Raw genomic sequence first — 13,809 nt, forward strand, 5'->3', positions numbered from 1 at the left:
AGAATTTCATTGTTTATTCATCAGCTTATTAATGAGTATGAGCTAATTTTTTTAGGTTGGATAATGCCATTTCATTTGTAGAGCTGTGCAACTATTGTGCCACAATTGCTGAGCAAGAGTAGATGGCTGCACATCAAGTAACTCACTCAGAGTTAGTAACACATAAGATAAATTAGCAGGGACGTTTCTATTATGAGCAGGCGTATCACCCCATTCATTATCTGGGCTTTGTCCGAGTGCTGACGCATTACCGTATAAAGGGCGGTCTAAGGTATTATCTGAAGTCTGGCACATAATAGGCGTCATATCTGGACAGTCAGTTTCAATGACTAAGCATCCAATACCATAATTATCAACAGCTGCTTGAATAGCAAGGCGGAGTTTTTTCGCATTAGGATTGGTTATTTGACCCGTAACTCCAAGCTTGAAACCAAGCTTCACAAAGGCCTTAGCTTCTTGTACACCGCCACTAAAACTATGCGCAATACCCCCAAGCTTATGTGCATCGTAATCATGCATTTTTAGGATGGCTAAGGCTTCAGCATGAGCTTTACGGATATGAAGCATGACCGGTAGCTGATGAGCTACTGCCATATCCAGCTGAGCATTAAAAAAACGCTGCTGTTTGGCAATCATTTCAGGCTGCTTCATGACATCCGTAAAACTATCTAAACCGATTTCACCGATGGCCAGCGGACGCTTTTTATTGAGCATTTGCGCCATCTTCTCTAAATGCGCTTCAGTATGCTGCTCGATATAAAAAGGATGCAAGCCTAACGCAATATGCGCCTTAGGAAGTGACTGTTTTTGGTTGTCATCCTTCCCTATAATGGCTGGCAGTTCTTCATTTAGAAGTAATCCCTTATTTAATGATTTCTCAGTCTCGTAGAGCCGATCGAAATGTCGGTGCAAATAGCCGACTAATACCAGATGACGCACCCCCTGATCATAAGCAAGCTGTGCCTGCTCGCTTCTATCAGAATCAAACACAGGTGCGTCGAAATGAGTATGTGTGTCAATTAAAGGGAAAATAGTAGGTAGTGTCTCATCATCGATAAAGGATGCCCTAATCGCAGTCATCAATAGACTCCAAAATTAATAATTGGTATAGAAATTTTTCTTTTTAAATAATGAACTTTAAAGCGTTAATTTTAAAAAACTATCTTTAAAAGATAAGCTTTCATAATCTCTAAACAGATAGATTATCTACTTTAAAGCGCATTTATTTTGGCTATTAATTTTAATCGCCCGCTTTAACCGCTAGCTTTATTCTTAGCTTTATTCGACAACGCTTTATCTGCCTTTCTACTACTGCGCCGCGGGACAAGTAATAGAATAATGCCAGCTGCGCTTAAGGTAAGCCACTTTTTTTTATTGGTAGATACTGTCATTGTGTTTGCCTTTTTAAATGAGTAGGCTGTGACTTTATATTTATGATTATATCAATTTTTATGCATTGCTATAAGCAGTGCTGCAATTAAAAGCCTGATACACATAGGTTATCTGTTTTTATTGTACTCGTATACGAAACGCACTGTGTTTATCTGTGTTATGAACACGCAAGCTAATGTACAGTATATTTATTACACCGTACATTTGGCTATGATAACCACTTAGAATTCGTATTTTACAGTATGCTTTGACAGGCTTTTAACAAAGTGAATAAAAGCCATTAACGATTTAATGGATAGGTAGTGATACCACTGCTTGGACTATCGACTCTCGTAAAACCTTGCGACGTCGATTTCGGTGTTTGATCGCGCTTAGGAATAAGGGGATTGAGTGGCATCAATTCGTAATCTGCACTGACGCTACCATTCCAACCTTCCGTCCCGCTTAATGGCAGCTGTTTAATCGTACCGTTTTTATCGATGACCAGCTGGAGCACACGCATTTGGTTATATTTACGCTCTGTAACGCTAGCTACTGCGCCGCCATCACGTAAAATAGTGGGTTGTAAAAATATGATCAAGTTACTCTTTTGGGTGTTGTCATTGTCCGAGCGGAACAATCGACCGATAAAGGGCACATTACCCAGACCTGGGACTTTTTGTTGGCGCGTGGTGGAGTTGTCACGCATCAATCCACCTAAAGCAATGGTCTGCTGATCATCTGCCAGAATGGTCGTATTAATCAGGCTTTTGTTGGTAATCAGACCACTGGCGTTTCCAGTACTGCCTGGTACAACGGACGAAACCTCTTGTGAGACCTCCAACCGTACAGTGCCATTTTCACCAATATGTGGGATGACGTTTAGATTAATACCAATATCTTGGCGATCAATCGTCTGAAATGGGTTAGTCGAAGAGTCACTACCAGTAGTATAAGAACCTGTGACAAAAGGCACGTTCTGACCCACTAAAATACTGGCTTTTTCGTTGTCCAACGTCAAAATCGAGGGCATAGACAACAGATTGGCACTGGTCGAAGAATCAAGCGCCTGTAAGATAGCCCCATAAAACTGTGCATTACCTTGGCTATCCTTACTACTACTGCCAATACCAACCAAAGCACCAACGATAGAGCTGGCAGCAGCACTAATAGCTCCTCCTCCTCCTAACGCTGCTGCTGCCAGACTGGTTGCACTCGCGCCAACATTATTAAAGTTGACCACGCCATAGCCACTATTGGCATTACCTAGCGCCCATTGCACCCCAAGCTGAGTGGCATCATCGCCTGAAACCTCGACAATTGCAGCTTGAATCAATACCTGAGCGCGGCGACTATCCAACTGATTGACGGCATCTTCAATCTCAAACATTAGCTCAGGTGCCGCATTGACGATGACTGCGTTCTGAGTTTCATCAGCGATGATACTAAAGGGTCGACCACCGACACCTGTACTTGCACCACCTGAACTACTATTCGGTAAAGCTGCGGTACTTGTATTACCCACACTGTTACTACCAACACTACCGTTAGCACCGCTATTTAGCGTCGATCCTGTCGTGGCGGCATCGTTCAATGACGCAGATTCTAATGTTGACGAAGCGCCGGCGCTATTGATAGATTGGCTAGCAAGTAGGCCGCGAAGCATTTCTGCAATATGACCGGCGCTGGCATATTTTAAGCGGAAGACACGTAGACCACTCAAACGCCTTGTAGGGGTAGTATCCAACTGATTGACCATCTCTAGAACTTTAGCAATCATCTCAGGACTGCCTTTAACCAGCAGTCTATCGCTAGCCGTGTCAGCGATGACCTTAAGCTGATTGTTGCCGCCTTGGGCTTGCCCGCTACCAGCGCTCGCAACCAGTGCGCTAATCAACTCCATCATACGCTCGGCATCGACATGACGTAGTGGAATCACTTGCAAACTGTCATTCACATTGCTGTCTAAATCACGGATGAGCGCTGTCAATTGGTTTAGACTATCAGCACGATCAGACAATACTAAGGCATTGACGCCAGGTACAGCAGCCGCATGTGCGGATTGTGGCATCAGCGGTCGGATAACTCCTAACACTTCTGCCGCTTGGGTATTGGTCAAATAAATCACGCGCGTTGCTAAGGCTTCACCGACACTATTACCGCGTAAATCCACAGCGACACCGGTTTGTTTGGCGACATTATCTGGTACCAGTTTAATCGTTGTTCCTGAATCGATAGCGGCAATACCATTGACCTGCATCACACTCAAAAATAGCTGATAAATCTCATCACGCGACAATGGTTTATTAGAAATAACCGTCACATTACCGTTGATGCGCGGATCAAGAACGAAGTTTTGATTGGTAATGGTCGCCACTTCATTAATAAACGCTTTGATATCGGCATCTTGTAAATTGACCTTCCAGCTCTCAGCACTGACCAGTCCGGTACTAGCCGCCCATAGTGGCACTGCTAAACAAAGAGGACGACACAGTCGCATCAAGCGCTGCAAGATATAATGCAAAGGCGTGACTGAAAAATTATAAAGACTGACCATATTGATAATTACCTACAGTGATGGCGCTTGGTATGTACTGAGTTTAATGTGTACTGAATATTGTTGGTTATCATATTGCTAACGATAGCATTCATCAAATAACCATGGAAAAGAATGCCTTTAAGCCACCCTATATTACCTAAAACTGCTGACGAATCGTAATCACTTGATCGCCACGTTGTACCTCTATCTGTGCCTCACCTGCTTGTTTGACTTGTTGCAATACATTAGCATCCTGTCCAGGATTACTACCAACACTTTGCCCATTTACCGTCAGCACCCGATCACCGGGTTCAAGTCCTAAGCGATTACGCAGATTGGCAGGCATGGCTGCCGTGACTTGATAGCTGTCGCCACCAGCCATAACGCCCATTCTACTCAAATAACTGGCAGGATTTTCTTGCAATTCAGTGACCGCCTCATCAATGGCAGATTGGGGAGCACTTTCGCCAGTCGCTTCGGTAGCTGGTTGACTATCGCTATTGGTTTGGTCAGGCAAAGGCGCCGTAGGTAACATGTTACCATCTTGCAAACGCTGATTACTGACGGCACCAGCCATCATAGCACTTTGGTCAAGTGGCATTGCTTCTGGCATTCTAATTACCGTTTCTTTATCAGTGGCATCGGCAATGATAACCTCATTCCAAGCGACAGCGACTAGCGTATAATCACTGTCTTTTAGAGTATCACCAATTCGGTAGTTTTTAACCTCACCATTGACGTCTAATAATGCTGAAGACAGACTCTCTGGTATGGCAAGTAAGACGCCTTTTAGCACAATATTAGGCGGCGGCTGTACCGCAGCAGCGATTGGGTCAGGATCGGCAAAAATAGCGAATAGACTGCTATAATCTGTGCTGGATGCGGCGTTATTCTGTAAAGGAACGAGCGGTAATGTCGGTGCTAAAGGGGGCGCGAGCAGCAACCATAGTAGCCGCGCGGCGGTCCAGCATAACCAAGCAATCGCCAATAACAGCAACCAAGTTGAAAATCGATTCAAAATATTAAGCACAGGTTTTAAACTTGTGGAGACAGTCATCATCTAGCGTGCCCCTAACCCATTCATCAGCGGCTGACGCACACTAACGACTGGCGTATCTTGCGGCGCTTGTCCTTTATATTCTGGCATATTTTCTAACAGACGCTGCGTCAAGCTCACATCTAGCATATTGTCGCCATCGATATATAAGTCGCCTAAACGCTTATCCTGATTGTTTACTAGATTAATATGCAGCAGCTTTTTATTATTCTTCTGCTCAGCACTTAGCTCGGCACGCATCGCTGGTATGGTGATATAAAAAACCTTACCGCCGCTAGGATAGCCTACTTCACCGCCAACCCATGTCAACTGTCCATCTGCTTGACTAAAACCAGATAGCTTTTTACCTGAGTCATTGTCTGCGGCACTTGAGTCAGACTGACGTTTTAACGATACGTTGTTGACCTGAATCGGTGTATTCGGCAATTGCCAATCAACCACACTGGCCAAAGTCTCAGGCGCAATCTTACCACTCATGTCATTCACCTCCCATGAGCTTAGGCCTACTTTTACTTGGCCGTTGAGGCGCGTTTGCTCGGAATTGATACTGACATCTGCACCAAGCTTGCCTAATAACAAATACCATGGCTGCCAAGACCATTCAGCGGCACCTGTCAACGGTGTCGATGGTAAAGGCATTTGCCAAATCGCTGAACCTTGCCACAAATTCCCTGACACGTGCTGGACATAAGGCGATTCTGGTGCATATTTTTCAAGTAACCACGCCGCTGGCATTTGCAAGACGGCAAATAGCGCAAATAATAGAAGCCCAATCAGCCACCACAGCTTACGGGGACGCTTATGAGACGACGCAGATACTTGGGGCACGGTTGCATAACTCTTATATAAGACAAAAACGTCATTATCATAGCAAACAATAGCATACAGATGACAGAAAAAAAGCCAGTATCTTTTCGCCAAAATACTGGCAATAAAGATAATGGCTTCGCTTTACTTATAAGCTTTCGATCCAATCATGATTAAACGCACTGATTATAAAGCTTAATCCTATCGATAAGTCAGGCAACGTAGTCAGAGCATTAGTTACGTTGCCAAATCAGACTTATGTTATTAGATAAAAAAATTAGATAGCAAAATCTTCGAGTTTACGACCTGCGCCTAACGCGTCTACCAACCATGTTGGTTTACGACCACGGCCAGTCCAAGTTTCTTCGTTATTATCGGTGTTACGATACTTAATGCTACGCTTTTTTTCTAGTTTCTCGCCCGCTTGTAAAATCTCTTCAATACTGGCAGCGCTTTCTTCCGCAATTTTCTCAAACTGCGTATAAGCATCATACAAACGCTGGTGTTGCTTTTGCGCAATAAGTTGCTGCGCATTTTCAGTAATGGCGCGTAACTCATCAACATTTAAATCATTTAAATCAATAACATTATTTTTATTCATAGTATTTTCCATATTAAAATAAGGGATATAAAGTAAATAGAATCTCTATTAATAGCTGATTACTAAAAACTGAGTGTTTCTCAAATAACTAATCTTGTGAACGTTAATAATCAATTGATTGGTTAATGATTAATCTTCTATTAACATTTAAAACCGCAAGTAGCGACAATATAAACAAAAATATTATCTATAACAATGACTAATTACTGTTAACGATGACTGGCTGGTGTTTCTATCCACAATAATAGGTAAGAGAATTAAATAAACAAACAACTATTTTTATAGCTTATTATAAATCAAATCACATATGTGATAATGCCTTAAAATAAAAATAGCTATCTTTACTATATAACAAGTATTCAAAATACAGCATTTAGACATCTTTCTTTGTATACGTTTTACGTCATTTCATTAATATAAATAAAGGAAAACCCGCTAGTAGCGGGTTTTCAAGAACATATACTTTACACTTCCTTTCTTATATGATTTAAAACGGGATATCATCATCTACAGGACCGTCAGGCATGGCGGTAGGCTTAGACTGCGCCGGTGCTTGAGTCGGTTTATTAAATTGGTTCTGCTGAGCGGGCGCATTCTGATTATTAAAGCTGTTTTGATTGCTACCTTGTGACATACCTTGAGCTGCACCACCTTGGTTATAACCGCCTTGTTGAGCTGGCTGATTGTTTGCTGGTTGACCATAACTGTTCTGGCCACCTTGACCTTGGTTTTGACCACCGAACCCACCGCCCTGATTGCCATAGCTACCTTGACCTTGGTTCTGACCGCCACCAAATCCGCCACCATCATTACTACCGCCAGTCGCACCGTCTAGCATTTGCATTTGTTCAGCGCGAATCTCAGTGATATAACGGTCTTGTCCATTTGGATCCTGATATTTACGAGTACGCAAGCTACCTTCGATATAAACTTTACTGCCTTTACGAAGATACTGCGCGGCGATTTCGCCTAAACGATTGAACAATGAAATACGATGCCATTCAGTTGCTTCTCTTTTTTCACCGCTCTGCTTGTCTGTCCACTGCTCAGAAGTGGCGACCGAAATATTGGTTACGCCACCGCCATTGTTGAATTGACGTGCCTCAGGGTCTGCACCGAGGTTACCGATGATGATAACTTTATTTACACCGCGCATAATACCGTCCTTTTACTTATGAATAATGTGATTACCAGCTTTAATCGAGTATTTAATATAAACCATTAATTCTAGCAGTAATATGGTTTTACTTTAACCATTTTTCTGTTAAATATCTAGAGGGCTTTGGGCTAAATGCGACAGCTCCTGTCGCGAAGTATCTGTGAGCTGTGTCTTGTCCAATTTTAAATAAGCCACTTGCTCTTTTGCCATGACCACCAACTCATCAACACCATCGACTGCTAGCATTTGCCGTGACCAATCTTGAATATTGATATTCTTAGGTATGGTAACAGTGGTACTTGCTAAATACGGTGGATCGGCAATAGGAATAATAATGAGTAACGCTACACCCATGATGGCAGCCAATATTCCCCAGGCCAAAAGATTGGGCTGACTTAATAATAATCCGCCCATTGCCCCGCCGACAAAAGCACCAAAGAACTGGCTGGAGGAATTCAATCCCATCGCCGTGGCTTTATTGGCGACTGGGGCGCGCTTAGATATCCACGAAGGAATCGTTGCCTCAAGCAAATTAAAGCCCATAAAATATAATAATAAGCCTAATATAATACCGACACCGACCTGACTACCTAATGCAAGTAGCGCCAAGGATACGGTCATTAACACAATTGCTCCCAAAAATACTTGGCGCATTTTACGTTTCTTTTCTGCGATGATAATAAATGGTATTGCGACGGCAAAGCCAATAAACAATAAAGGCAAATACACCAACCCTTGCTGGCGTACCGACAGACCCATTACCTCACTAAGCTGGTGCGGCAAAATGACAAAAATGGCGGTCATGGTCAGATGTAGGGCAAAAATACCAATGTGCAAACGGTTTAAATCACCGATTTTTAGGACTGTTGCTAACTGTTGACCAATCGATTTATTGTCTAAATTATGCTTAAGCACGCGCATGGGCGAAGGTACGACAAGCAGCAGTAGCATTGCCAACACTGCAAATCCGGCAGTCAACCAAAACAGTCCAGAAATACCAAGCGAGCCGACCAGTAAGGGACCAAAGGCAAAAGCGAGCATGATGGAGGTCGCAATGGTCAAACCCATCGTCGCCATCGCTTTGGTGCGCATTTCCTCACGAGTCACATCCGCTAGTAACGCCATCAATACCGCAGAGACCGCCCCACTACCTGCCAGCGCCCGACCAATAATCACCTCATAAATATCCGTTGCATTTGCTGCGATGATACCGCCGACGGCAAATAAGATAAGACCTAAAAATATAATAGGCTTACGCGGAAATTTATCCGCCGCCAAACTCATTGGAATTTGAAATATCGCCTGCCCTAGCCCATAAATACCGACCGCCAAACCAATCAGAAACGGTGTCGCATGCGCATAATTATTACCATACACAGAAAATACTGGCACAATCATAAACAAACCAATCATCCGCAAGGCAAAAATACCACCTACCCCGAGGATTGCCCGTTTTTCTACGCTATTCATACTTGCCTCACTGGTTCATCATTGCTGGTTCATCACGGCTGTACTCTGTTTTATCAAGGCGTTGACCACAAATTAAGCTCACTAGTATAAGACATTCGCCGTTTGCTTGCCGAGACTTTTACCCTGCTGCTTCACCATCATAGCGGACACTGACTCAAGCTATTCATTTTACGCGATAATTTTGTTACCAAGTGCGTTTCATGCGTTATAGCACCTTGAATAATGCAGCTATCATGACAATAAAGTAAGACGTTGGAAATGTTATTGTCCGAAAATATTGTATGAGAAATATTTTTATAAAAAGACGTTATTCGACTAAATCTATAACAAAATGCTCATAATTAGTTACCCTTTATTTAGATTACCTTTATTCATTTCAAGTGCTAAAGGCATAATATAAAAGAGAGAATTATTACTATCGCTTTGTGAAAACTGCACGTTTTTATAAAGCCATATTAATTTAAATAGTATTTCTAAACACATCCACGCTTTTGATTCATCATTGCTTTTAATTAAGCATTTAACTCAACTTTATTTAGCCCTTTAAATTTTAAACATTTTTTATATACCCTTTTATCAAATAGGAAATCTATCAACGATGGCACACGAGTATATTAAGGTTCGCGGCGCACGCACTCATAATCTAAAAAATATCGACTTAGACATTCCACGCGATAAATTTGTGGTGATTACTGGTTTATCAGGCTCTGGTAAATCGTCATTGGCATTCGATACCCTTTATGCCGAAGGGCAACGCCGTTATGTCGAGAGCTTATCGGCCTATGCGCGTCAGTTCCTCTCACAGATGGAAAAACCTGACGTCGATAGTATCGAAGGTTTATCGCCAGCGATTGCTATCGAGCAAAAATCCACCAACCATAACCCACGCTCAACGGTCGGTACGATTACCGAGATTTATGACTATTTGCGTCTGCTCTATGCGCGTATCGGTACGCCGTTTTGCCCAGAGCATGGCGAGCCCATGGTCGCGCAGTCAGTGACTGAAATGGTTGATCAAGTCATGGCATTGCCAGACGATACCAAGATTATGATACTAGCGCCCGTGATTCGTGAGCGTAAAGGTGAACATACGGTGCTGCTTGAGCAATTAATCGGTCAGGGCTTTGTACGTGTGCGCGTTGACGGTGATGTTTATGATACCGACGAGCTGCCGACATTGGATAAAAAGAAAAAGCATACCATTGAAGTGGTGGTCGATCGCTTTAAAGTCCGTGATGACTTGGGCAACCGTGTTGCTGAAAGTTTGGAAACTGCCCTACGTTTAGGTCAAGGACTAGTTACGCTGCACTTTATGGATGGCAATCCAAAAGAAGGCGGCGATGAAAACCAAGTGATGTCAGCTAAGCACTCATGCCCAGTTTGTGATCGCGCGGTCTCTGAGCTTGAGCCGCGTATGTTTAGTTTTAATAATCCATATGGCGCTTGCCCAAGTTGTGATGGTCTTGGTAAACGTCAGTATTTTTCTGCCGAAAAGCTGATTACCCATCATGAAAAATCGCTCAATCAAGGCGCGATTAATGGTTGGGATAAGCGTCATGCCTATTACTTTGGTTTGCTATCTACCGTTTGCAATCATTTTAAAATTGATATGGATGCACCATGGCAAGAGCTGCCGAAAGAACAGCAAGACCTCATTATGCAAGGCTCTGGTAAAGAAAAGCTGACTTTTAACTTTACTGATGAGCGCGGTCGTAAAACCAATAAGACTGTGCCATTTGAAGGCGTATTGCCTTATTTAGAACGCCGTTATGCAAAAACCCAAAGCAATCTTGTCCGTGATGAGCTGGCAAAATATCTAGCTGATACTACTTGTAACGTCTGTGATGGCGCGCGTCTTAACGAGATTTCACGTAATGTCCGTGTTGAGGATCACACCATCGCCGAAATCGTTAAACTGTCTATCGGTGACGCGGCTGACTATTATAAAACCCTGAAAATTGGCGGTCATAAAGGTGAAGTCGCTGAAAAAATCTTTAAAGAGATTAACGAGCGTCTAAACTTCCTCGTCAGTGTCGGGCTTGATTATCTATCCCTTGCCCGATCTGCTGAAACGCTATCAGGCGGTGAAGCGCAGCGTATTCGTTTAGCCAGCCAAATCGGTGCTGGTCTGATGGGCGTTATGTATGTACTCGATGAGCCGTCGATTGGTCTGCATCAGCGTGACAATGATCGCTTGCTAAAAACTCTAACGCGCTTGCGTGATTTGGGTAATACGGTACTGGTCGTTGAACATGATGAAGATGCCATTCGCCAAGCGGATCATGTCATCGATATCGGTGTAGGCGCAGGTGTTCACGGCGGCCATATTATCGCTCAAGGTACGGTCGATGACATCATGGCGAATAAAGAATCACTGACTGGACAATATATGTCTGGCAAGAAAAGAATCGAGATTCCAACCGTTCGTCATAAAGCCAAAACTATCGAGTTGGAAGTCAAAGGTAAAGCTAAGCCTAAACAAGTACCAATGACCATTGAGCTAAGAGGTGCTTCAGGCAATAACTTACATGACGTTGATTTGACCTTGCCAATAGGTATCATGACTTGTATTACTGGCGTCTCGGGTTCTGGTAAATCGACCCTGATTAATCGTACCTTAATGCCATTAGCCGCGACGCAGTTAAATAATGCCTCAACGCTGATTGCGGATAAGCATGACAGCATCAGTGGTCTTGAGCATTTGGACAAAATGGTCGATATCGATCAAAGCCCGATTGGTCGTACACCACGCTCAAACCCAGCGACTTATACTGGCGTCTTTACACCAGTACGAGAGATGTTCGCACAAACACAAGAAGCACGTGCTCGTGGCTATAAAGCGGGTCGCTTTAGCTTTAACGTCAAAGGTGGACGCTGTGAGATGTGTCAGGGCGATGGTCTCATCAAAGTCGAAATGCATTTCTTACCTGATATGTATGTGCCGTGTGATACCTGTGAAGGCAAACGCTATAACCGCGAGACCTTGGAGATTCACTATAAAGGTAAAAACATCGCCGACGTCCTAGATATGACCGTGGAAGATGCCACTGAGTTCTTCTCAGCCATTCCAGCGATTTATCGTCGTCTGCAAGCGTTGATGGATGTTGGGCTTAGCTATATCCGCTTGGGTCAATCTGCACCAACGCTATCAGGTGGTGAAGCACAACGTGTCAAACTGGCGCGTGAGCTTGCCAAGCGTGATACCGGACAGACGCTCTATATCTTAGATGAGCCAACCACTGGTTTGCATTTCCATGATATCGATAAGCTGCTGCATATCTTGCATACCCTACGCGATAAAGGTAATACCATCGTGGTCATTGAGCATAATCTGGATGTCATCAAAACCGCAGATTGGGTGATTGACCTTGGCCCTGAAGGCGGTAAAGGTGGTGGACTGATTATTGCGGAAGGTACGCCTGAGGAAGTGGCTGAAGTGAAAGGCTCGTATACGGGTGAGTTCTTGAAGCCGATGCTTAAGCAAGCGATGAAAGAAGTGAGTTAATTTTTTCGCGAGTTAATTATTGATGAAAGGCTACTCTTTAGGGGGTGGCCTTTTTTGTTGGGTTGAGTTTGGTTGTTGTAGCCAATCCCGCTTTTGTCATTATTTACTGTAGACGTAAGATGCACTTCATCCTTTAAGGGAGAAATGTTTTTTAATACTTGCTGTACGAGACGAACTCTATTCATTTAAATGATCACTTCCGATACGTGACCAAAAATTTAATTGATATTTGTTGACTTTCCTGCTTAACTAAGTCTAAGTTTAATTTCTTAATAATAAACCTTGTTTGCAAACAAGGTTTTAGAATAATAATTTTAGGACAGTATTATGGTAGCTTATATCACAGTGGGCGCAACCACCACTCATGGTGGCAAAGTCATCACTGGTTCACCATATACCACGCATAATGGTGTTCAAGTCTCGCGTAAAGGCGATAAGGTCATTTGTAAGAAGTGCAAAAAGCTCACTACTATTCTCACAGGTGATCCTACTTTTATTGTAGATGGTGCGCCTATTGCACGTGGTGGCGATGTCACCAGTTGCGGCGCTAAGCTAATAGCTATTCAGCATTCGTTCGCAGAGTCGGGCTTTGAGGTGTCTGGGGTTGAGCAACCTGAGCCTTTGGTATTTCCGAAGTCTGATCCAGATAGTTTGTTTGCTAGCTTGGCGGGTCCTGGAGATCAAATAGAGCACTATCAACCACAATCTATAAGACGCGATCTGACATCTGGCGAACTAACAATCGCTAAAAGTGTGTTTAAGGATGCTATTAATTTTGGGGGAAAAGGAGAAGGAAATGGAGTAGGTATCTATGACGGAAAATGGAAGCCTGTTCAACAGGACAATAGAGCTATGGCACCGAATGGAAATATATATTTTCCAGGAACTGCTTATAAGCAAGATTTTTCAAGTGCATCCGATGAAAATAGACGCACTTTCATACATGAAATGGTTCATGTCTGGCAGCACCAACACGGCAAAGCCGTTAAAACTCGCGGGCTTACTTTAGGAGTATTAGCTGCTGTAGGAGATCCTTATATCTATAAACTCTATATCTCAGGAGCCATAACTAATCGTAAAGACTTAAGTGACTACGGGTTAGAACAACAGGCTGCTATCGTTGGAGATTATTATGCAATACGTGAAAAACTTAATCTTCCACTTGACGCTACTAATAGTGCACCTCCTAGTTTACAAGACTATGAAGCAGTCATAGGAGATAACTTTAAAAAACCTAGCCCGAAAGTATGGTAGAAATAAGCAGTTTTTACTGTATTGAAACTTCTACCGATATCATCAA

General features: G+C 43.2%; 10 protein-coding genes. 2 read left to right on the forward strand and 8 right to left on the reverse strand.

Annotated features, from left to right (window positions below; genetic code table 11):
• Positions 1 to 51 precede the first annotated feature (51 nt).
• From CAN34_RS01890 to CAN34_RS01920, 8 genes are all read right to left on the reverse strand, one after another.
• A complete protein-coding gene (locus CAN34_RS01890; RefSeq protein ID WP_089554195.1) occupies positions 52 to 1,080 on the reverse strand; it encodes a TatD family hydrolase in 1,029 nt (342 codons plus the stop codon).
• Between the two features lie 173 nt (positions 1,081 to 1,253).
• Entirely contained in the window at positions 1,254 to 1,391 is a 138-nt protein-coding gene (locus CAN34_RS14185) for a hypothetical protein (protein WP_165767595.1), read from the reverse strand.
• 281 nt (positions 1,392 to 1,672) lie between these two features.
• Positions 1,673 to 3,928, reverse strand: a complete 2,256-nt coding sequence (gspD, locus tag CAN34_RS01895; protein ID WP_089554196.1) for a type II secretion system secretin GspD — start codon at positions 3,926 to 3,928, stop codon at positions 1,673 to 1,675.
• A 139-nt stretch (positions 3,929 to 4,067) separates the two neighbouring features.
• On the reverse strand, positions 4,068 to 4,970 hold the full coding sequence (locus tag CAN34_RS01900) for a type II secretion system protein N (RefSeq protein ID WP_089554197.1): 903 nt from the start codon (positions 4,968 to 4,970) through the stop codon (positions 4,068 to 4,070).
• Positions 4,971 to 5,795: a type II secretion system protein N gene (gene gspN / locus CAN34_RS01905; RefSeq protein ID WP_089554198.1), complete on the reverse strand. Its 825-nt coding sequence runs from the start codon at positions 5,793 to 5,795 to the stop codon at positions 4,971 to 4,973. It abuts the gene before it with no gap.
• Positions 5,796 to 6,051: 256 nt separating this feature from the next.
• Complete coding sequence (locus CAN34_RS01910; RefSeq protein ID WP_089554199.1) at positions 6,052 to 6,375, reverse strand: H-NS family nucleoid-associated regulatory protein; 324 nt, start codon at positions 6,373 to 6,375, stop codon at positions 6,052 to 6,054.
• Between the two features lie 487 nt (positions 6,376 to 6,862).
• A complete protein-coding gene (ssb, locus tag CAN34_RS01915) occupies positions 6,863 to 7,531 on the reverse strand; it encodes a single-stranded DNA-binding protein (protein ID WP_089554200.1) in 669 nt (222 codons plus the stop codon).
• Positions 7,532 to 7,639: 108 nt separating this feature from the next.
• The gene (locus CAN34_RS01920) at positions 7,640 to 9,004 is read right to left on the reverse strand and encodes an MFS transporter (RefSeq protein WP_089554201.1); all 1,365 of its coding nucleotides are present in this window, start codon (positions 9,002 to 9,004) and stop codon (positions 7,640 to 7,642) included.
• Between the two features lie 598 nt (positions 9,005 to 9,602).
• Between CAN34_RS01920 and uvrA the strand changes: the two genes are divergently transcribed.
• Both uvrA and CAN34_RS01930 read left to right on the forward strand, forming a co-directional pair.
• On the forward strand, positions 9,603 to 12,509 hold the full coding sequence (gene uvrA, locus CAN34_RS01925; RefSeq protein ID WP_089554202.1) for an excinuclease ABC subunit UvrA: 2,907 nt from the start codon (positions 9,603 to 9,605) through the stop codon (positions 12,507 to 12,509).
• 327 nt (positions 12,510 to 12,836) lie between these two features.
• Positions 12,837 to 13,763 (forward strand): PAAR domain-containing protein, encoded by a 927-nt coding sequence (locus CAN34_RS01930; RefSeq protein WP_089554203.1) that lies wholly within the window; start codon positions 12,837 to 12,839, stop codon positions 13,761 to 13,763.
• Positions 13,764 to 13,809 lie beyond the last annotated feature (46 nt).

It is taken from the genome of Psychrobacter sp. DAB_AL32B, from assembly GCF_002224105.1.
Taxonomy (GTDB): Bacteria; Pseudomonadota; Gammaproteobacteria; order Pseudomonadales; family Moraxellaceae; genus Psychrobacter.